This window comes from Pseudomonas hamedanensis (assembly GCF_014268595.2).
Lineage (GTDB): Bacteria > Pseudomonadota > Gammaproteobacteria > Pseudomonadales > Pseudomonadaceae > Aquipseudomonas > Aquipseudomonas hamedanensis.
The window spans coordinates 5,101,714-5,122,483 of record NZ_CP077091.1 but is presented as its reverse complement, the minus strand read 5'-3'; the positions used below and the strand labels follow the sequence as shown (position 1 = coordinate 5,122,483).

Here is a 20,770-nt window from a genome sequence, read left to right as displayed (position 1 = left end):
AAATATAAGTATTTTTAAAGAATAAGGCGCCACGCTACGATCGCGCCACCGGACGACCGGACATTCAGCTACCCCTTACCCAGGAGCCCCTATGTCCGGCGCCGACCCTTCCCATCGCCATACTGTGGACGGCCTGTTTCGCGCCCACTATCGCTGGCTCTGCACATTCATGCGCCGGCATCTGGCGGACGCCGCCAGCGTTGAAGACATTGCCGCGGAGACCTTCGCGCAATTGCTTGAAGCGCCGTCGCTGACGGCGATTCGCGAAGCCCGCGCCTTACTGACAACCATCGCTCAACGCCTGCTTTATCAGCGCTGGCGGCGTGCGGCGCTGGAGCGACAGTATCGGCAGCAGATTGATATTGATTTCGCCCCGTCGCCTGAAGACCTCGTACAGCTCGCGCAAACCTTTGATCGTCTCGACCGCAGCCTGCATCGCTTGCCGGCCAAGGTCCGTTCGACCTTTCTATTGGCGCGCATCGATGGCCTGACCTACCCGCAAATCGCTGCCGAACTGGGCATCTCGCAGCGTTCGGTCAGCGTGTACATGGCCCGTTCTCAAGCGCTGTGCGACCGGCACAGCGCCAATCAATTCCTGGAAGAAAAGAGGTCCGCATGAGATCGATCAAAACCCTGCTCGGCCGCACGCTGCTGGCGCTGAGCCTGAGTGTCGGCGCTGTTTCAGCGGCAGACAAAAACGCGCCGATCCACTTCGGCGATATCACTTGGGAGAGCGGCAGTTTCATTACCGAAGTGCTGCGTCTGATCGTCGAAAAAGGTTACGGCTATCCGACCGATACGCTGCCCGGCAGTACCGTCAGCCTCGAGGCGGCCCTGGCCAAAAACGATATCCAGGTGATCGGCGAGGAGTGGGCCGGGCGCAGTCCGGCGTGGGTCAAAGCGGCCGCCGAGGGCAAGGTGTTTGGCCTCGGTGACACGGTCAAAGGCGCCACCGAAGGCTGGTGGGTGCCGGAATATGTGATCAAGGGCGACCCCGAACGCGGCATCAAAGCGCTCGCGCCAGAGCTGAAATCGGTGGCTGATCTGCCGCGCTACAAGGACGTGTTCCGCGACCCGGAAGATCCTTCACGCGGGCGTTTTCTCAACAGCCCGACCGGCTGGACGTCGGAAATCGTCAACAGCCAGAAACTCAAGGCGTATGCCCTGACCGACAGTTACGTCAACTTCCGCACCGGCTCCGGCGCGGCATTGGATGCCGAAGTGGCATCGTCGATCAAGCGCGGCAAACCGGTGCTGTTCTATTACTGGTCACCGACGCCTCTGCTCGGTCGGTTCAAATTGGTGAAGCTGGAGGAGCCGCCCTTCGACGCCGAGGCGTGGAAAACCCTGGCCGATGCCAACCACTCCAATCCACGGGGCACGCGGTCGATGCCGGCAAGCCTGGCGATTGGCGTATCGGCACCGTTCAAGGCGCAGTACCCGGAGTTGGTCGCGGTCTTCGAGAAAGTCGACCTGCCGATTGATCTGTTGAACCAGACTTTGGCGAAAATGAGCGAAAAACGATTGCAGCCGCGCGCGGTGGCCGAGGCGTTTTTGCGTGATCAGCCGCAGGTCTGGACGGCTTGGGTGCCGGGGGAAGTGGCGGCGAAGGTGAGCGGAAGTTTGTAGGATTTTTCTGATGTTTCTGTAGTGCTGCAACTACCGCTATCGCGAGCAGGCTCACTCCTACAGGGAAATGGATTCCCCTGTGGGAGCGAGCCTGCTCGCGAAAGCGCCTGCCCCGGCAGCCTTTTCTCCGCTGCGCTGAACCGTTTCTTGTGCAAAAAGTGCCAGATAGTGGCCGACTAGTGGCCTTGCGCCCGGCGTCGGGCTGGCTATGCTTGCTGGTAACTAACCCTGTCGACCGTCATGGCATGCCATGCGCGCAGGTTGGTGTGAATTCATGCTGCCAGAGTGCGCAATCAAGGCACCGACACTGAACCAACAAGGAGCGGTTGTGACATGGAAGTTCCTCAACGCGTTAGGGCTGGCCCGCGTGCGGGCTATCAAGAAAAGGATGTCTTGATTAGAGCGTCGCTGCATGGACTCTCCGATTGATCATCATTTATCACCTGACAACTTCCTCCCCGTGGAGGAAGGCGTGTGCCTGTTCTGTGGAGCGTAGTGGTAGATCTTGAAAGACCTGCACTTTCATCAAACCAAAGATCGCGCGAAAGGTGATAGAACCATGTTCAACCTACATCACAAGGCTGACCTGCAGCAGATTGAACGCTTCAGTTGCGCCTTGACCGAGGCCAACGCCAAGTTGGAGGCGATCAGCCGTTCCATGGCGATGATCGAATTCACCCCTGAAGGCATCGTTCTGGATGCCAATGAAAACTTCTGCAAGACCATGGGCTACAGCGCCGAAGAAGTGCGCGGCAAACACCACCGGATATTCTGCGAAGAAGTGTTTTATCGCAGTGAAGACTACGCCCGGTTGTGGCGCGACCTGGCCCGCGGCGAGCCACTCAGCGGGACTTTTCTGCGCTTGAACAAGAGCGGCAGGGAAATCTGGCTTGAAGCCAGTTACATGCCGGTCTATGGCCCCGACAAGCAAGTCAGAAGTGTGATCAAGGTCGCAGCGGACATTACCGGGCGAATCAACAAACAACACGAAGAGGAAGCCATGCTCGCGGCGATCGGCCGCTCAATGGCCGTCATTGAGTTCACCCCGCAAGGCAACGTCATCACGGCCAACGACAACTTCTTGCAAATCATGCAGTACTCGCTCAACGAAATCGTCGGCCAGCACCACAGTCTGTTTTGCCATCGCGCCGAAGCCGAATCAGCGCACTACAAGGCGTTCTGGGCCTCGCTCAACCGCGGCGAATATCACTCGCACCGCTTCGAGCGCAAGAACAAGTCCGGGCAGATGGTTTATCTCGAAGCGTCTTACAATCCATTGTTCGACGCCAAGGGCCGGTTGTATAAAGTAGTGAAGTTCGCCAGTGACATCACCCAGCAAATGACCACGTTGCAGAATGCTGCGGAATCGGCCCACAGCACTTCGGTACAAAACGACGCCTGCGCGCAAAAAGGCTCACAGGTCGTGCAGCAGACCGTACAGATCATTCAGGACATTTCCCGCGATCTGAATGAAGCGGCGGTGAGCATTGATGCGGTGAGCAAACAGTCGGACATCATCGGCAGCATCGTCCAGACCATTCGCGGCATTGCCGATCAGACCAATCTGCTGGCGCTCAACGCAGCGATTGAAGCCGCGCGGGCCGGTGAGCACGGGCGCGGTTTCGCCGTCGTGGCCGATGAGGTACGCAGCCTGGCGGCGCGAACCAGTCAGGCGACCCTGGAAATTGTCGATGTGGTACGCAGGAACCATGACTTGTCGCTGAGCGCTGTGTCGAGCATGCAGTCGAGCCTGAGCCGCACCGGGCTGGGCGTGGAGCTGGCGAACGAGGCGGGGGAGGTGATTTTGGAGATCCAGCAGGGATCGCGGCACGTGGTGGATGCGATCAGTCAGTTCAATGAAACCCTGCAATTGAACTGACAGCCCCTACAACTGCCCCGACTGCAGGGTGGGGCAGTTTCAAGCAGCTTGCTCGAGGCTGTCGCTTATTTTCTTAAATTAAAGTTGCCGTGGACCTTCGCAGTTTTTGTCCCACTTGGTGATTGCGCGGTGTACTCGAAACTGCCTTTTACAGTTTGGTTAACGACGTCGACCTCTTCGATGGTGATCCTTCCGCCAGGGGACAGTGCAGTCCACGAACCTTTTTCCCATACCTTGGGAATGTAGTTACCACCATTTGGTCGTGATTCGAAAATATAAGTAGTACCGGCCACAATTGCGGCATTGATATAAATATCCGCTCCGTGGGACGTCATGTCGTTACGTACATTTCCAGCGATATACAGGCTATCGGAGTCCAACGACAATACACGTCGTGTGATGGATAGGCTTTCCTCTCCTTGGGCTTCCTCATTGGCAAATATAGCGATGTGCCCGATGGCCGTCGTGGCTTTGTTTTGCAGATCTTTAGACATGATTTCCTTCCTTGCTGGTGACTGACAAAGAGCCAGCCATGCTGTCGCATGACCCGTTCCATGGTTCTTCAGGCAAAGCTCAGCGTCTACTGTCAGAAATTACAGGTTCGGTATCGTTTCCGACAAACGGTCTAAGGACGATTGCCTCCAAATGCCGTTCAGCAGGGGCTTGTCACAAACTGCATCAGCGATGCGCAATATTCTCCCACGCCAGTTCCGCGTGAGCAGGCCGAATTAGTAATGGTCAACATGATCAACATGTTCTGGCGCGTAACGCTAGTAGCGCGACGTACCGTTATGCTGTTGCCGAGTCCGGCAGCGCCGAGGCGGGCAAACCGAAGATCCGATCGAACAGCCAGTTGAACGCAAACGTGTAGCACGGGATGAAAATGATCAGTGCCAGATCCAGCAGGAACGCCTGTACCAGGCTGATATTCATCCACCACGCAATCAACGGAATCAGGAACACGATCAGGGTCAGTTGAAAGCCGACGGCGTGGGCGATACGCCGTTTCACCGTGCGGGTGCGTGAGATCTGGCGGCTTTCCCAGTATTCGAACAACGAGGTGTAGATGAAATTCCAGGTGACGGCGATAGTGGTGATGATCACCGCCAGTGGCCCGGTGCTGCCCGGCGATGTGCCCGATAACAACGCCAGGCCGAGGGCCGAGAAGGTCATGCCGATTATTTCGTAGAGCGACACGTAGACCAGTTTGCGTTTCACGCCTTGCATGCAGATTTGCCTCTTTCTTGCTGAGTATTGGCCAGCCGGGCTGGCGGAGGCGACGAAAGATAGCTTCAATAGAGCTGACAGAAAAAGTCGGTAGCTTTCAGTTTTATTGATAGGTGGTGAGTGTGAGCTTCAACAGCGACAGCATCGAATTGTTCCTCGCCGTGATTGAACGCGGCTCGTTTTCCGCTGCCGCGCGGCAGTTGGGCAAAGTGCCGTCGGCGGTGAGCATGGGCATCGCCAACCTGGAGGCCGAGCTTGGCTACGCCTTGTTCGACCGCAGCCATCGCGAACCCCAGCCCACCGCCATGGCGCAATCACTGGTGCCTCACGCACGATTGATCGCCGAGCAGCTCAAGCAGTTGCGAGTGCATGCGGTGGAGTTGTCGCTGGGGCTGGAAAGCAAGTTGTCGATTGGCGTGGTTGCGGACATTGATCGGCGGCGGTTGCTGGTTGCGATCAAGTTGATCGCCGAGCGACATCCGTTGCTCGACATCGAAGTGCTGACTGCCCCGCAAGATGATGTGCTGGCGATGCTGCACAGCGGCCGGGTCAGTGTGTGCCTAGCCTTTGCCGGGTTGAGTGTGAATGTGTTGGAGCAGTTCCAGTTCGTCGGCAGCGAACGCATGATCGCCACACTGGCGGCGGACAGTCCGCTGTTGCAGGGGCGGGATGTGTTTCTGGAGGATCTGGTTCAAGTTCGGCAGATCATCGTCGCCAGCCGTGACTTGCCGATCAGTGAAACCCGTCCGTTGGTGGCTGAATCGTATTGGCGCACGGACAGCCTGGAGACGGCGATGGAAATGGTCGAGGCGGGGTTGGGCTGGGGAAACTTTCCGCTGTCGGTGGTGCAGCCATGGCTGGAGGCCGGGCGGTTGAAACGGCTGAGTTTTCGCAACATCGAAAATGGGCTGGTCATGCCGGTGCATGCGGTGTGGCTCAAGAGCCAGCCGTTGCAGAAGGGCGCGCAGGCCCTTGTGGATTTACTCAGTCACTGATCCCGACGCTGATCCCTTGTAGGAGTGAGCCTGCTCGCGATGACGGAGTGTCATTCAACACATTCATTACCTGACACAACGCTATCGCGAGCAGGCTCACTCCTACAGGGAATGATCAGCGGAGAGTTAGGTACTCTCGCGAACCTTCAGCTCAAACCCCATGTCCTCAACCGGCCGCGCCACTTTGTTGCCGGCCATCAAGGTCAGCATCTGTTCCGCCGCCCGCCGGCCAATCGCTTCGCGTGGGGTGTTGATGCTGCTCAAACGCGGCACCATGTGTTCGGACATCGGCAAGTCATTGAAACCGAGAATCGCCACCTGCTCGGGAATCTTGATGCCATTGCGCAAGGCTTCCAGCAGCGCACCCTGGGCGAGGTCGTCGTTACCAAAGAAGATCGCGTCGACATCCGGATGTGCCGCGAGCAATTGCAGAAACAACTCCCCCCCCAATCCCACGGATGAAGAACGCGGAGTCAGGATTTCCAGATCCGGGTCGTAGCGCCCGGCTTTCTGCAACGCTTTGCGAAACCCTTCACCGCGCAGCAGGGTGCGCTGATCGAGCTGTGCGCCGATATAGGCCAGACGTTTGCGTCCACGGGAGAGCAAATGCTCGGCCGCCGTTTCTCCGGCGCTGAGCTGCGAAAAGCCCACGCAATTGACCCCGGCAGCGCTGTCCAGTTCCATCATGTACACGCAGGGAATATTGCTCGCCTCGATCATTCGCCGCGAACTTTCCGTGCGATCGAACCCGGTCAGCAGAAAACCGCGCGGGTGATAAGCCATGTAATTGCGCAGCAGATTTTCTTCTTCGTCGCGCGAGTAATGGAAGTTGCCGATCAGCACTTCGAAGCCCTTGGGCGTCAACACCCGATGAATGGCTTCCAGCGTGTCGATGAACAGCAGGTTGGACAGCGACGGCACCAGCACGACCACCGAATGGCTCTGCGCCGAGGCCAGCGCGCGGGCGGCAGGGTTGACTACATAGTTGAGTTCAAGCGCGGCTTTCTGCACTTTTTCCACCAGTTCGGTGGCCACGGTGCTGACGCCGCGCAAGGCGCGCGAGGCGGTAATCGGGCTGACACCGGCCAGGCGGGCGACTTCGTTGAGGGTGGGGCGGCCAGTGGTGCGGGTATTTTTATCGTTTTTAGGGGGGGTCATCGGGTGGCTTGCCAAACAAAAATCAAGGCACTAAGGTAGCGCTGTCCTGATGCAGCTGCAAATGCGTGAGCGCGGTCCTGCCTGATCAGTGCTCTTTGGCGTTAGGAACAAACCTGCTGCAACCCAAAAAAACGACAAGAAGGCGTCGGCAACTTCTGCCTGTGCACTAGAGTCATAGCTAGCAAAGGTAGCGCTGTCTGCGCGCTGAGGTGTTATATGAGTCATCCCATCACCGCCCTGGTCATCATGGGCGTTGCCGGTTGCGGCAAGACGTGCGTCAGCCAGGCCCTGTGCCATTTGAGCGGCGCCACTGCCATTGAAGGCGATACTTTTCATCCGGCCGCGAACATCGAAAAGATGAGCGCGGGGATCCCCCTGAACGACGACGACCGTGCCGGCTGGCTCGACAGCCTGTGCGATGAACTGCGTCGTGTCGATGCCGACGGTCAACGCCCTGTACTGACCTGCTCGGCGCTTAAACACAGTTATCGCGAACGTCTGCGCAGTGCCTTGCCTGGCCTGGGTTTCGTGTTTCTTGAATTGACCCCGGAAGTCGCTGCTGAGCGTGTGTCCCACCGCCCGGGCCACTTCATGCCGGCGACGTTGATCGAAAGCCAGTTCGCCACCCTCGAATCGCCCAAGGGCGAGCCGCTGACCCTGGCGCTCAACGCCTCGGTACACAGCGTTGAGGAATTGGCCTTGCAGGCTCACGTCTGGTGGCAGGCCAACGGCCTGAAACAGGCGGTATGAGTATGTTGAAAAAGACAGCGCTGTCCTCCCGACTTCTGTTCAACCCGCTTTAATAACAACAACAATCCAGGAGACACCCCCCATGTTTGGCATGTCCCACGAGACGTTCCTGCTGCTCGATGCAGTGGTCACGGTAATCGGCCTGATTATCCTGATCACCAAATTCAAGATTCACCCGTTCATTGCCCTGACCATCGCCGCCGCGTTCCTCGGCCTGACTTCCGGCATGCCGATCAACACCATCATCAAGGCGTTCCAGGATGGCTTCGGTGGCGTGCTCGGTTTCGTCGGCATCATCCTCGCCCTGGGCACCATGCTCGGCAAAATGATGGCCGAATCCGGCGGGGCCGATCAGATCGCCCAGACCCTGATCCGTGCGTTCGGTAAAGACAAAGTCCAGTGGGCGATGATGTTCGCCGCGTTCCTGGTGGGCATTCCGCTGTTCTTCGAAATCGGTTTCGTGTTGCTGATTCCGCTGGTGTTCATCGTTGCGCGCCGCACCGGTGTGTCGATCATCAAGATCGGTATCCCGCTGCTCGCCGGCCTGTCCGCGGTGCACGGCTTGGTGCCACCGCACCCGGGTCCGCTGCTCGCCATCGGCGTGTTCGGCGCTGACATCGGCAAGACCATTCTCTACGGTCTGATCGTCGCACTTCCGACCGCCATCATTGCCGGTCCGATCTTCGGTACCTTCATTGCCAAGCACATTCCCGGTCACCCGAATCAGGAACTGGTCGATCAACTGGCCCGCGAAAACGATTCGGCCATCCTGCCGAGCTTCAGCATTACCCTGGTGACCGTGCTGCTGCCGGTGTTCCTGATGCTGCTGAAAACCTTCGCTGACGTGGCGCTGCCGGACGGCAATTTCTTCCGCCTGTGGATGGACATGATCGGCCACCCGATCTCTGCACTGCTGCTGGCGTTGCTGCTGTCGCTGTACACCTTTGGCTACAAGCAGGGCATCGGCTCCAACCAGATGCTCAAATGGCTGGACGCAAGCCTGGCGCCAACCGCAGCGATCATTCTGATCATCGGTGCCGGCGGTGGCTTCAAGCAGATGCTGGTGACCAGCGGCGTGGGCGACGTGATCGGCCACATGGCGGTCAGCGCGCAGATCTCGCCGATCCTCCTGGCGTGGCTGGTGGCGGCGGTGATCCGTATCGCGACCGGTTCGGCCACCGTGGCGACCATCACTGGCGCCGGTATTGTTGTGCCGGTCGTTGGCATGATTCCGGGCGTCAACCGTGAACTGCTGGTGCTTGCCACCGGTGCCGGTTCGCTGATCCTGTCCCACGTCAACGACGCCGGTTTCTGGCTGGTCAAGCAGTACTTCAACATGACCGTGGCCGAGACGTTCAAGACCTGGACCGCGATGGAAACCATCCTGTCCATCGTCGCGTTGGGCTTCATCTTGCTGCTGTCGCTGTTCGTTTAAGCGGCACCTTGCAGACACAAAAAAACCGCAGCGATGCGGTTTTTTTGTGGGTGAAATTTTGAGGCTGGGCACATTCTCTTGTAGGAGTGAGCCTGCTCGCGATAGCGGTGTGTCAATGCCATTTACGGTGACTGACACACTGCTATCGCGAGCAGGCTCACTCCTACAGGTTTTGCGTTAGCCGCCAGATTTTGCCACTAAGCCATCCGCCCTGAACATCCCGCGAATCCCGCGCACGGCCTGGCGAATCCGGTCCTGGTTTTCGATCAGCGCAAAGCGCACGTGATCGTCGCCATACTCGCCGAAGCCCACTCCCGGCGACACACAGACCTTGGCTTCGGCCAGCAGTTTCTTGGCAAATTCCAGTGAGCCCAAGTGAGCATAAGCCTCGGGAATCTTCGCCCAGACATACATCGACGCCTTCGGGTTTTCGACCATCCAGCCCAGTTCATGCAGGCCTTTGACCAGCACATTGCGGCGCTGACGATACTGCTCGGCGATGTCGCGCACGCACTGCTGATCGCCCTCCAGTGCGGCAATCGCCGCCACTTGCAGCGGGGTGAAGGTGCCGTAGTCGTGGTAGCTCTTGATCCGCGCCAGGGCGCTGACCAGCTCCGGATTACCGACCATGAAACCGATGCGCCAGCCGGCCATGTTGTAGCTCTTGGACAGGGTGAAAAACTCCACCGCAATGTCCTTGGCCCCGGGCACCTGCATGATCGACGGGGCTTTCCAGCCGTCGTAGACGATGTCGGCGTAAGCCAGGTCGTGAATGACCAGCACGTCGTATTGCTTGGCGAGGGCGATCACCCGTTCGAAGAAATCCAGCTCGACGCACTGCGCGGTCGGGTTCGACGGGAAACCAAGGATCATCATTTTCGGCTTGGGGATCGAGCCGCGAATGGCGCGTTCCAGTTCGTCAAAGAAATCCACGCCAGGCACCAGCGGCACTGAACGCACCTGGGCGCCGGCGATCACTGCGCCGTAGATATGAATCGGATAGCTAGGATTTGGCACCAGCACTGTGTCGCCCTGATCCAGGGTCGCCAGCATCAAGTGCGCCAGGCCTTCCTTGGAACCGATGGTCACGATGGCTTCGCTTTCCGGGTCGATATCGACCTCGTAGCGCTGCTTGTACCAGTTGGAAATCGCCCGGCGCAGGCGCGGAATGCCCTTGGACGTCGAGTAACCGTGGGTGTCTTCGCGTTGAGCAACTTGTACGAGTTTTTCGACAATGTGCGGCGGCGTGGCGCCGTCGGGGTTGCCCATGCTCAGGTCGATGATGTCTTCACCACGACGTCGCGCGGCCATCTTCAGCTCGGCGGTGATGTTGAAAACGTAAGGGGGGAGTCGATCAATGCGCGCAAAGCGGCGCGGCGAACCTTGTTCGGCCATTGTTGCCTCGGATAACGTAAGCGCCCGGAACCGTCCGAGCGACGCTGGTCACTGCGGTGACCTGTGGCGGAAGATAACGGCGGTGATGGCATACTGTCCAGCGCGGTTTTAAACATTTTTTTCCGAAGGAAATCGGTCAATGGAATTCACCAGCGGCTTCTTGCTGAGCCTTTCGCTGTGCCTGGACATCGGCGTGGCCAACATCGCCATGATCACGTTGGCGATGCAACGCGGTTACTTTCAGGGCTTCGCACTGGGCCTCGGCACTTGCGTCGGGGACCTGATCTACGCGGTGCTGGCGCTGGCCGGCATGACCGTCCTGCTGCAATACGAAAGCGTACGCTGGGTGCTGTGGATCGGTGGTTCGGCGCTGCTGATCTACTTTGCAGCGAAGATGATCTATTCGGCGATTCATCATGAAGCGCTGCTGGCGGAAACGGCGGAAGTGGGGCAGAACTCCCATCGCAAGGAGTTCTTTCGCGGCATTTTTCTCGCCATGTCGTCGCCGAGCGCGATCCTCTGGTTTGCCGCTGTCGGCGGTACGTTGATTGCGCGTTCCGGTGGCGGTGGCCCGTTGAGTTCGGCGCTGTTTCTCGGTGGTTTTCTCTGCGCGGGTCTGCTGTGGTCGGCCGGTTTGTGCTTTGCCGCGAGCCACGGCGGCAAGTTGCTGGGCGATAAGCTGCTGCGCTATTCCTATCTGGCATCAGCGGCGATCTTCTGCTATTTCGCAGTGTACGTGATCGTATCGGGCTATAACGAGTTTGTCGGCTCAGGCGCCGTCGAGCAGTTGCATTCGCTGTAACCGTGCGAAACGGCTTCGGCTTTCTATACTCCCAGCCGAACCCACTTTTCTGAACAAAGGAGTCGCGTCATGGATGAGCAAACACGCGTCGAAGTGGCCGAACCTCGTTTTGAACATGGTCAGTTTCTGCTGATCGCCGGGTTCGGTGGACGATTTACCCAAGACACCACCGAAGACATCCCGGCGTTGTGGGAAAAGCTGATTCCGCATCTGGGGAGAATCCCCGCCCAGGTCGGTGAAGTGACCTACGGCGTGTGTTGCAACGCGGACGGCGAGGGCGGATTCGAATACATCGCCGGTGTGCAAATCGACAAGCTCGACGACCTGCCGGAGAAATACCGCTGGGTCGAAATTCAGCCGCAAAAATATGCGGTGTTCGAGCACAAGGGGTCACTGACGCAACTCCCCGACACCTTCCAATACATCTGGAATACCTGGTTGCCGCAGTCGGGGCAGGAAGCGGCAGACGCGCCGGAGTTCGAGCGTTACAGCGAAGACTTCAACCCGAAACTCAACACCGGCAGCCTGGAAATCTGGTTGCCGATCAAGGCCTGATGGAAGCGCGAATCGAGGCGGATCATGTCCGCCCCGGTTATTCTGCTTTATGCTTGGCAGCCTTAACTTCGCCGATTTTCGAGTTGCCATGAACACCGTTATCCGCAACGTCAGCGCCGCCGACCTGGACCGCTGCTACGCCATCGAAACCGTCGCCTACGAAGGCGACGAAGCCGCCACCCGCGAAAAGATCGCCACACGCATTGCCGCTTGGCCGGACGGTTTTGTCGTCGCCGAAGTGGACGGCGTGGTGGCCGGTTTCATCAATTCAGGTGCGGCGTTTGATGTGCAGATGTCCGACGAGGCGTTCAAGGAACTGATCGGCCACGACCCGAAAGGCCCGAACGTGGTGATCATGTCGGTGGTGGTGCATCCGGGTTATCAAGGGCAAGGTCTGGCCAAGCGTTTGCTCGCCGAGTTCGTCGAGCGCATGCGTGGGATGGATAAAGCGACGATTCATTTGATGTGCAAGGAACAGCATATTCCGTTGTATGCCGGGTTCGGCTTTGCCTACATCAAACCCTCCGAGTCCGAGCATGGCGGGATGGCGTGGCATGAGATGATTCTGACCCTCTAAGGAACGCCAACCCCCCTGTGGGAGCGGGCTTGCTCGCGAATGCGGTGCCTCAGTCAGCGCTGATTTACCTGACATACCGCATTCGCGAGCAAGCCCGCTCCCACATGAGATTGTGGTGGGTCAGTAAAGGGAGTCGATAACCCGTTTCGGCGCCTCCCGGTCGTAGCTGTCGGCGTCGATCAGCTCGTCGTTAGAAACGTTCGTTGATTTATACTCCCTACAAAGAATGCTCTGGACTGCAGTCACCGCCTTATCGAGAACGGCTTCCTCACTTAGGTCGGTTGTATCGATTCTTACCCAGTTCTCCAGACCGCATCGCTCATAACTGGATCTAACTCGATTCTGATAGTCAATGAAGCCCTTCTGGGGATCTGCATTGGCGCCGTCATAGGCTCCACTCTCGCTAAGGCGAAATGATCCTTTTCTCTGTGCTGCCAGTGCCGGATCGACATCTAAAAAAATTACGAAGTCAGGTTTTCTAATTGTTGAAAAATTTGTCAACGCATCCTTAGCCAAATCGGTACTCTTGAGTAAGAAGCGCGCCAAGTATTTGTAGTGCCAACCATCGGCGATGCAACTTGTGCCAGAATTGATTAAAGGTGTTATAGCCGCATGATCTGTGGCGTGAAACCACGCAGCTATGAGGCTCATCCAGTGTTTGTCACCTAATTGTTCCAGGGGAGCGTTGTCCGGATAATCCCATAAGACTTCACGTAGCCGAGACATATGAAACTCTGTATAGCCTGTAGGCACGGGAGGACGATTTTTGTCTATATAGCGCAATGCAGAATGGGATTCAAGAATTCTGTCGTATGTCGCTCGCGCAACCGTCGATTTTCCTGCACCATCGGTACCTTCGAATGCAATAAATACTCCCTTGTCCAAAGAATAATTCATGCGAAACCTCCTAAATATGCTTCAGTATCTAAAGAGTTTCTTCCACTTCCTTCTATTAACGGCCTAAAGCCTTCTCGTTGATAAATCTCTGACATTTTTTTACCGATTGTATTTAGAAAGTCGACGGAAGGGCGCGCTTTTGTAGAATAGTGTGAGCCGGCGTCGGGGTGAAATACTGCAACCGCGGGCACCACTCCCATATTTCCGAAATATTCGATGCCATCAATGATTGACTCTAAAGGTTCCATGCCTGCCACAAAGCCTGCGTATACATTTCCGCGACCAAGAACCTCGACAGCGGCTTCAAACGCAGAGAGGAAGCGTGCTCTTGTGTAATCCTGTGATTTTCCAGGGCAAACTTCAGAAAACAAATCTGCATTGAACACTTCTAGGCTCATAGATAAATTATTGCCCAGTCCCTTGAATCGCTCGAATAGCCGAAAATCTTTGGGTGGCATTGAAATTAAGTGATATTCGAGTTTGCTTGCGGCGTTTCTCTCTTTGACACGCTCCATCAAGTCTAAATGCATTGAGTAGCCTTTATCATAGTTTCGGATCGTGCCGCCATTAAACAGTACTCTCTTGTAACGTCCGCTCTCGACCTCGGTGGCTATCTCTACTGCTTCTCCTGCCAAATCACCTTTGATGCGCATTTTGTGATCGGAAAGGTTTTCCCTGGCAGCGCCCAGAGAGCAGAATTTGCACTCTCGGCCATTATTGAAGTAGTAACAGTGGCCAGGTGAAAATACTCCGAGGGTGGAATTTCCATAGACGGTTAAATGTGTTTCGAATAACTCGCCGTTGCTTAGGTGTTTTCCATAAACTGTTGGTCTAGTGGGGAACGTAATTTTTATAATTTTGCTTCCAAGCCTTAATGCAGGATATCCCTCTGCTAAGACGACTCGGTACGCTGAATTAGGATTGTAATTAGCGGCTGTGATGATTTTTCCATCTAAAATTATTTCCTGCGGTGTGTGGGGGTTTGATTCAAGTATTACACTGTCACCTGTACCATATGCTCGTCTTTTTTCAATGTGAGTCGATTGATTCTGAAAGTAATCTAGGAATTCTTTAGAAAAATTAACACCATTAGACAATAATTCGAGTTTCAGGCCGACTGTTTCGAATAGCATGATTCGTCTCCAGTTCAGTGCGTTATAGAAGTAATTGTATAAGTTCTTTCGTGGATACGGCTATTAACGTTCCGTTGTCCGATAGCGATGTTTTTGAAGGGGGGAGACTGCTTCTGATACCACCTTTGTCGTCGAACAATGCGCCACCCGCCTCTCTGAGTATCAACTCTGCTGCGGCAATATCACAACTTCGTTCGTGTCCGGGTGCGCCTACGTCAATAAAAGCATCAAGAACTCCGGCAGCAATAAGGCAGATTTCCAATGAGGAACAGGAATAAACTCGAACCTTCGCCGCGGACCATATTATTTTTTCAATTCTGGATCTCTCCCGAACGTCTTTGGGGCGATGTAATGAAACTCTCATATCTGTTAGGCAGTGGGTGGTGCGTGTCTTAAGTCTTTTAACAATTATCGAGGACTGCAGATACGCTCCCTCGTTTAATGCCGCCGTGTACACCAAATCTCTTGATAGGTCATACACCCATCCAAATATATATGCGCCTTCGTGATAAAGTGCCACGCTTGATGTGTAGCCAGGGAAGCCAAGAACTGCGTTGTGCGTAGCGTCTAATGGGTCAATAAGAAGTGAAAACTCTTCGCTTTCATCGGTGCTGCTGAAGTTGTCAGTTTCTTCCGAGTATATTGTGAGCTTGAAACTGATATTTGAAAGACATTCAAATAATATAGATTGACAATCTAAGTCTGATTGTGTTTGGACGTTTATCCACTTGTCTTGTGGTATGTCGTAGTCAGGTAAGCACGCGAGCGTTCCAGCCCAATAACGACGTAGTTGCTTCCTGGCCGTGTAGAGGCATTCTTCCAGTTCAGAAACATGTTCATCTCTGAATAAAGCTCTCATGTTGGTTGCTCAGATATGAGTTGTGTGTGCCAGGTTTCTCTGTTTAGACGTGATGCGTAGAGCCTCACTTCAAATAGTTTTCCTCCGTAAACGGCATAATCCGAGCTCATGAATGCGCTAAAAGTTTTCGGGAACAATGCGAGAGTTTTTACCTCGGCTTTATAACCGATTATTTTTCTGATCATATTCCCAGCTTGCCTGAGGCTACCGCCTGTATATGACTTGTCTATAATCAACCAAGGCTCATTTGTTATTTCTTTGTGAGGGAAAATATCCAAAAACTCACCGTCGCGCGTCAGTAAATTTGCGTCGTTTTGTCGATGAATTTCTGAAAAGAATATCTTTTCATCTCCAGTTGCCGCGAGATACCCTAGAGCAATAGGTAGTCCGGCTGATAATAAAAATAGCTTGTTCTTGGATAGTGTTTTGATTTTATGCCAGACTGGATGGTCTTCGTAAATATATCGAGTGTTCAACGTAATGCAATTGTCCCAATGCTCATGTGATATGTAGGCACTGTAAAATGCGCAGAAGCGGTTGTGAAAATTAATGGTGTCATCATTAGTGTCTGTGAGTAATCTGTTTTTCGATATACCACGCTTCGTTGATTGGGTGTGTGAGGATTGTTTCTGTTCCATCAACTTCGGTAGGATTTTTTCGATTAACTCATTTTTAAAATCGAGGAGCTTTTGCTTGCTTGGCCCAGAAACAGCTATTTCCGGTGATAGGCCATCGCCTAATATTTTGCGCATGCCTTCAAATTTTGATTGATTAATGGCTGAGTTTATTTGATGCCAGGTTTTTACTATTTGTAAGTCAGACATGTCATTAAAAATCTGCTCAAGATTGCTCAAGTCACAAATCATTACCTCCGGGTGGCGTAGTTCGAATAAAGCACGTTGAAGATGACACCCATTAAGTAATGCGGTGCGGTATGCGTAATAGTCGGTCGTTTGTAATCCACTCAATGTTCGCCAGGCATGATGCTCGCTAATTATCGTTGTCAAAGTTGACTGCTGATTTTTTGTGTTGATAAATGAATAGGTTTGTCTCATTGGTCGATCCTCGCAAAACTATTTTGGAAAGGTCAGCGCTGTTTTGGTCGGCATAGGTTTTCTTCAATGCAGAGGTTTTTTGATGCGTATTTTAATGTGCGCCTTAATCTCCAGAGTAAAAGAAACATTAAAGTAAATGAGCATAGTACTAACGCCAGGAATATTGAGTGCACGTTGTGTTCGTACAGTAATAAGAGGGTTGCTGAAGAAAGCACACCAAAAATGTTTAGTGTCAGTATTGTCATTATTGTGGGTATCCAAAAATCGTTCATGCTTCTCAAAGTCAATCTGGTGACAACGAAAATGAACTCAAATACTAAAAAAGGTATTGAGATAATGATGTTGTTTTCTATGAGAATCCTCGTCGCTGTGTCGGATGTGTAGATTAGAGCGATATTTTTATTAAACAAAAAAAACGACACTAGGACGGGTGTCAGTATGAGCAGTCCAAGCCCGATAGCCAGTAGGAAAGTTTCTGAAATTTCTTGGATATCCTTTGTGGCGTAATGGCGTGCAGTGATTATGCCTGCAGCATTTCCTATTCCTATAGAAATCATATATATGATGCTGGCTGCGTGGATAGAAGCTTGGTATGCAGAAAGGCTGATGTCATTTATTTGTTTCGATATTAGAGAAAGTAAAAAGAAAAGCAGGCTTTCGCTGCCAAAGCACAGTGCCATAGGGATGCCGTTAATCGTGTATTTTAGATAATCACTTTTTGAGATCTTGTGGGGTAGAGGATTTTTAAAGTGTCTGTTCATTGTGGTTCTGAAAAAGACCAGCGCTGCGCATGAGAATACGTAACGCAGGCAAACGTATGTGATGATGAAGTCGGATAAATTTATTCCTGGCTCTATGTTTGTGAGTGCGACGCATGTCAATGCGAGTGCGCTATTCAATAGCCATGTGTAAGTGAGTTCATATTGCGTTTTTCTCATGCCGTTATAGATGTTGAAAATGGTGACCTGTAGAAATACGGCAGGCAGCGAAATCGAAAGTGTTAAAAGTATTTTGAAGTCTTCTAGGTTACTGGGTTTGGTGTCCAGTTCTAAAAAAAATTTACCCGCTAGAAATATCGTGACTGGAATTAACAGCCCATAAAAAATTGCAAGATTAAATGATGTGGTTATTTCTGACTTTATGCTGGTGGTATTTAAATCGGTAGCGCCTGCAACGATTACTAATGTTTTAGAAAAGAATCCGATGCCCACAACTGTCAGAAAAGATGTTGAAGCCAAAGCGAATGATGCTGTACTCAGAGAGTCGACAATGTAATGGCCTATAAAGGAGAAAAAAATCAGTGACCCTGTCATATCTCCCAATCTGGAAAGCATCAGCGGTACAGATAATTTAAGTACTTCCATAACAGGGCTCGTCTGTGGCGTTGCAGGAGGGGTTAGTCCCACTCTTTAAGCAATGTCGTTAGCGGAGGAGTCTGGGAAGCAGCAAAGTATTTTTTCCTAAAGTAGTACTCGCACACAGATGTTTTATGCTTGGTTTGTTTGCGCTCATTGAATTCTTTGTCAAGTGCGGCAAGGGACGTTTTTGTCGTTGGATAGATATCTATTGTTTTTAGAAGGCCTTCGATTGCCAGAAATACCAAGTCCATGTACTCCAAAATCTCTTGGATGTAGGATCTGCATTCTGTCTCTGTAGTTGCTCCTTGCCTGGCCAAATCGAAAAACTTATTTTTGATGGCGTCGAATCCCTCAATTCGATACATGTTTGAGTAGACCCACTTGTAATGCTTGTTCGACGTACCAGTGAGGTAGGTGAAACTCATGGATGTTTTTAGCATCATGTCCCTAGCTATCTCGCAGCCCATCCATAGATTTCCTGACTGCCAACAGCCTTGAATATCCTGGAATGCATAAAAGACAGGAAGCTTTTCGCGATGTGCAATGTAGATGTGTTTTTTTAGAGGAATTTGCGATTTTAATGAGTCAAATTTTTCTTCGTTGGTAATTGCATGTCCAATAATAGAACGGTGAACGATGTTGTTCTCTGTATTTGTGAGTACAGGGCTATATAGAAAACGCTGATCAGAAATCACTTCGTCAAATGCTTTGTTGATTTTGTTATATATGTCTTCCATTTCTGAGAAGGTGATGTAGTCGGCGTCGATGTGGATGCTCGTATCGCCGTAGAAGTCGGTTGTGTTGTGAACTGTTTCGTTTTTTGTAATGTGACGATAATGCTCGTCCGTGACAAACGCGTGTTCGGTGTCTTTAATGTTGCAAGCTTTGGGTCGTTCGTCGCAGAGTATAATGCAGTCGATGTCGGAATGAATTGTTCCGATGCCCTCGATTAAAGAGCCAGAAATAATCAGGATGCTTGTCGGTTCTAAAGATGCTTTCTCTCGGAGATAGCTTTTCGGGATAGAGATTTTTCCATCGAGTATGATTATCTCATTGTCTGTTATTTTTGACTTTGAAGTCTTTATTAGAGTGTCTATCATATTGTCCTCTCTTTAAAATGGAGCGGCGCAGTGATTTAAGTATTCGTCTTCGCGTTGGGCGTCAATGTTCGAATAGACATCGGTTCTTGGCTATTTAATAAACTTGCTCATGACTAAAAACCTAGAGTGTTTGACAGTGAAGCGTCAATATCTAGGATGAAAATCAGAATTTACTGACAGGGGTTTCTCTGTTTGAAATGATTTTGGATTTGCTTGTGGGATAACTCTTACAGGACCAGAACTTAGTCCGGTAAGAGATCATGAGACCTTTTTTCAAAGAGGCTATCACGCACCCGTTTCGGCGCTTCCCGGTCGTAGCTTTCTGCGTCGAACTCGCGTCATTAAGGCGCTTGTGAAACGCGCCGGCAGAGGGCAGGGCGGAGCGTGGTACGTGCGTCTCGGGATTCCACGCATTCGAGCGCACAAACGCTTTCGAGCAATGAAAGAATGCCGCTTCTACCGTGACCAGCAACACGGTTTTCGCCGGTTTGCCATTCACTGCGAAGCTTTCCAGCAACGCCGGTTCATCGCTGATGGTTGCCGTGCCATTGACCCGCAACGTCTCGCCAATCCCGGGAATGATGAACAGCAACGACACGCGCGGATCGTGCAGCACATTGCGCAGGGTATCGATGCGGTTGTTGCCCGGGCGGTCCGGCAGGGCCAGGGTGCGCTCATCAAGGATCCGGACAAAACCGGGCTTGTCGCCGCGTGGCGAATTATCCAGGCCATCGGCCCCCACTGAACTGACGATCACCAGCGGCGACAGGCGTACCATCGCCTGATAGTCATCGTTGAGAAAGCTGATCTGCTTGCGTACGGCGCGCTCGTGGGGCAAGCCGTAAATGGCTTCCAGCGCTTGGATCGAATCAATCATCGTGCATCCCTCAACGAGTCAGAACAGCAGGCCCATGCGCCGCTCGTAGCCGATTCGACCCTTGTACGCTTCGCCGCTGTCGACGTAGCCGTGCTTGGCGTAGAGCGCAATCGCCGCTTCATTGTCGGCATCCACCGACAATTCCAGACCCTTGATTTCCGGCCACGCTTGTCGCGCAACCTCGGGCAGCGCTTGCAGGCAGGCCTTGCCATAGCCCTTGCCCTGCGCCCGGCGATCGACCTGCAGCGCATGCAATGTGGCGCTGTGCTCGTTGGCCCATTCCGGTAACACCGGCGGGCGCTTGAGCAGCAGGAAGGCCACCGGCACGTCTTGCGCCAACAAGGCAAAACCCTTCACGCCGGGGCCGGGTTTCGACTGCAGCGTGTGCAAGGCGCCGTGGATATCGCCGGAAAACTTGATCTGCTCGGCGTGGATTTCAATCGCCTCGACTTGCTGACGCTGTAACGGGCTAAGGCTGTCGTAGGGCACGAGTTGGGCTGACACGGGAATTTCCTTTTTCCTACAAAGAGTGAGCATCCGATTCTAGCGATTTTGTCCCGCGCGAATTTATTTTGTTTGGCCTGTCGATCCGCAAGAAGGGCAAACGACTAAGGGTGTCTTCCCAACAAAAACCACGGAGAACACCATGAGCGCATACACCGAAATCCAGACCCTGATCGATACGTACCGCGAAGCCGTGATGGCCAAGGACGTCGAGAAAGTCATGGCGTTGTACGCCGACGACATCGTTTCGTTCGACGCGATCAAGGCCCTGCAATTCAAGGGCAAGGCGGCCTACCGCGCGCACTGGGTCGATTGCATGGAAATGTGCCCCGGCCCGCACGTTTTCGAGTTCCACGAAATGGCGATCGAGAGCGCCGACAACATCGCCTTCGCCCATTGGGTCGCCAACTGCGGCGGCACCAACGACAAGGGCGAAACCCAGAGCTGCTGGATGCGCGTCACCGCCTGTTATCGGCAGGTTGGCGGAGCGTGGAAAATTGTCCATGAACACTGGTCGGCACCGTTCGATCCGATGAGCGGCGCGACGCTGTTCGATGTGCAACCCTGATCTTCAGCCATAGTTGA

Annotated in this window: 21 protein-coding genes and 2 pseudogenes; 11 read left to right on the top strand and 12 right to left on the bottom strand. The window is 53.5% G+C overall.

Annotated features, from left to right (window positions below; genetic code table 11):
* Positions 1-91 precede the first annotated feature (91 nt).
* The 4 genes and pseudogenes from HU739_RS22395 (at position 92) to HU739_RS27105 (ending at position 3,508) form a co-directional block, all read left to right on the top strand.
* On the top strand, positions 92-619 hold the full coding sequence (locus HU739_RS22395) for a sigma-70 family RNA polymerase sigma factor (protein WP_186550646.1): 528 nt from the start codon (positions 92-94) through the stop codon (positions 617-619).
* Positions 616-1,629, top strand: coding sequence for an ABC transporter substrate-binding protein (locus HU739_RS22390; RefSeq protein WP_186550648.1), 1,014 nt, complete (start codon positions 616-618; stop codon positions 1,627-1,629). The genes HU739_RS22395 and HU739_RS22390 overlap by 4 nt, the downstream gene beginning before the upstream one ends.
* A 559-nt stretch (positions 1,630-2,188) precedes the next feature.
* A pseudogene (locus HU739_RS27110) lies at positions 2,189-2,965 on the top strand (PAS domain-containing protein); the annotation flags it as partial.
* A 3-nt stretch (positions 2,966-2,968) separates the two neighbouring features.
* On the top strand, positions 2,969-3,508 hold the full coding sequence (locus HU739_RS27105) for a methyl-accepting chemotaxis protein (RefSeq protein ID WP_225922847.1): 540 nt from the start codon (positions 2,969-2,971) through the stop codon (positions 3,506-3,508).
* A gap of 65 nt (positions 3,509-3,573) precedes the next feature.
* On the opposite strand, the gene HU739_RS22380 is transcribed toward HU739_RS27105, so the two are convergent.
* Entirely contained in the window at positions 3,574-4,002 is a 429-nt protein-coding gene (locus tag HU739_RS22380) for a hypothetical protein (protein WP_186550652.1), read from the bottom strand.
* Positions 4,003-4,297: 295 nt separating this feature from the next.
* Complete coding sequence (locus HU739_RS22375; protein ID WP_186550654.1) at positions 4,298-4,735, bottom strand: PACE efflux transporter; 438 nt, start codon at positions 4,733-4,735, stop codon at positions 4,298-4,300.
* A gap of 122 nt (positions 4,736-4,857) precedes the next feature.
* On the opposite strand from HU739_RS22375, the gene HU739_RS22370 reads away from it, so the two are divergent.
* On the top strand, positions 4,858-5,730 hold the full coding sequence (locus HU739_RS22370) for a LysR family transcriptional regulator (protein ID WP_186550656.1): 873 nt from the start codon (positions 4,858-4,860) through the stop codon (positions 5,728-5,730).
* 126 nt (positions 5,731-5,856) lie between these two features.
* On the opposite strand, the gene gntR is transcribed toward HU739_RS22370, so the two are convergent.
* The gene (gntR, locus tag HU739_RS22365; RefSeq protein ID WP_186550658.1) at positions 5,857-6,888 is read right to left on the bottom strand and encodes an HTH-type transcriptional regulator GntR; all 1,032 of its coding nucleotides are present in this window, start codon (positions 6,886-6,888) and stop codon (positions 5,857-5,859) included.
* Positions 6,889-7,104: 216 nt separating this feature from the next.
* Between gntR and HU739_RS22360 the strand changes: the two genes are divergently transcribed.
* The gene (locus tag HU739_RS22360) at positions 7,105-7,638 is read left to right on the top strand and encodes a gluconokinase (RefSeq protein ID WP_101155849.1); all 534 of its coding nucleotides are present in this window, start codon (positions 7,105-7,107) and stop codon (positions 7,636-7,638) included.
* 82 nt (positions 7,639-7,720) lie between these two features.
* The gene (locus tag HU739_RS22355) at positions 7,721-9,073 is read left to right on the top strand and encodes a GntP family permease (protein ID WP_186550660.1); all 1,353 of its coding nucleotides are present in this window, start codon (positions 7,721-7,723) and stop codon (positions 9,071-9,073) included.
* A gap of 177 nt (positions 9,074-9,250) precedes the next feature.
* Here the strand turns inward: HU739_RS22355 and alaC are convergent, their stop codons facing one another.
* Entirely contained in the window at positions 9,251-10,468 is a 1,218-nt protein-coding gene (gene alaC / locus HU739_RS22350) for an alanine transaminase (protein WP_186550662.1), read from the bottom strand.
* Positions 10,469-10,607: 139 nt separating this feature from the next.
* On the opposite strand from alaC, the gene HU739_RS22345 reads away from it, so the two are divergent.
* From HU739_RS22345 to HU739_RS22335, 3 genes are all read left to right on the top strand, one after another.
* Positions 10,608-11,270, top strand: a complete 663-nt coding sequence (locus HU739_RS22345; RefSeq protein WP_186550664.1) for a LysE family translocator — start codon at positions 10,608-10,610, stop codon at positions 11,268-11,270.
* A 69-nt stretch (positions 11,271-11,339) separates the two neighbouring features.
* Positions 11,340-11,825 carry a GyrI-like domain-containing protein gene (locus HU739_RS22340; RefSeq protein WP_186550666.1) on the top strand — a complete coding sequence of 162 codons (486 nt, stop codon included), beginning with the start codon at positions 11,340-11,342 and terminating at the stop codon, positions 11,823-11,825.
* 88 nt (positions 11,826-11,913) lie between these two features.
* Positions 11,914-12,402, top strand: coding sequence for a GNAT family N-acetyltransferase (locus HU739_RS22335; protein WP_186550668.1), 489 nt, complete (start codon positions 11,914-11,916; stop codon positions 12,400-12,402).
* A 120-nt stretch (positions 12,403-12,522) separates the two neighbouring features.
* Here the strand turns inward: HU739_RS22335 and HU739_RS22330 are convergent, their stop codons facing one another.
* The 8 genes and pseudogenes from HU739_RS22330 to HU739_RS22295 all read right to left on the bottom strand — a co-directional run bounded on the left by HU739_RS22330 (position 12,523) and on the right by HU739_RS22295 (position 20,185).
* Positions 12,523-13,299, bottom strand: coding sequence for a dTMP kinase (locus tag HU739_RS22330; RefSeq protein ID WP_186551501.1), 777 nt, complete (start codon positions 13,297-13,299; stop codon positions 12,523-12,525).
* Positions 13,296-14,432: a radical SAM protein gene (locus HU739_RS22325; protein WP_186551500.1), complete on the bottom strand. Its 1,137-nt coding sequence runs from the start codon at positions 14,430-14,432 to the stop codon at positions 13,296-13,298. Before HU739_RS22325 ends, HU739_RS22330 begins: the two co-directional genes overlap by 4 nt.
* A gap of 22 nt (positions 14,433-14,454) precedes the next feature.
* The gene (locus HU739_RS22320) at positions 14,455-15,291 is read right to left on the bottom strand and encodes an inositol monophosphatase family protein (RefSeq protein WP_186551499.1); all 837 of its coding nucleotides are present in this window, start codon (positions 15,289-15,291) and stop codon (positions 14,455-14,457) included.
* Complete coding sequence (locus HU739_RS22315) at positions 15,288-16,346, bottom strand: hypothetical protein (RefSeq protein WP_186551498.1); 1,059 nt, start codon at positions 16,344-16,346, stop codon at positions 15,288-15,290. The genes HU739_RS22320 and HU739_RS22315 overlap by 4 nt, the downstream gene beginning before the upstream one ends.
* A gap of 32 nt (positions 16,347-16,378) precedes the next feature.
* Complete coding sequence (locus HU739_RS22310; protein WP_186551497.1) at positions 16,379-17,710, bottom strand: MATE family efflux transporter; 1,332 nt, start codon at positions 17,708-17,710, stop codon at positions 16,379-16,381.
* A gap of 32 nt (positions 17,711-17,742) precedes the next feature.
* On the bottom strand, positions 17,743-18,804 hold the full coding sequence (locus HU739_RS22305) for a hypothetical protein (protein ID WP_189684544.1): 1,062 nt from the start codon (positions 18,802-18,804) through the stop codon (positions 17,743-17,745).
* Positions 18,805-19,046: 242 nt separating this feature from the next.
* A pseudogene (locus tag HU739_RS22300) lies at positions 19,047-19,681 on the bottom strand (pyridoxamine 5'-phosphate oxidase family protein).
* 18 nt (positions 19,682-19,699) lie between these two features.
* Positions 19,700-20,185: a GNAT family N-acetyltransferase gene (locus tag HU739_RS22295; protein WP_186551495.1), complete on the bottom strand. Its 486-nt coding sequence runs from the start codon at positions 20,183-20,185 to the stop codon at positions 19,700-19,702.
* 142 nt (positions 20,186-20,327) lie between these two features.
* Here HU739_RS22295 and HU739_RS22290 point away from each other — a divergent pair, with 142 nt between their 5' ends.
* Positions 20,328-20,753, top strand: a complete 426-nt coding sequence (locus tag HU739_RS22290; RefSeq protein ID WP_186551494.1) for a YybH family protein — start codon at positions 20,328-20,330, stop codon at positions 20,751-20,753.
* Positions 20,754-20,770 lie beyond the last annotated feature (17 nt).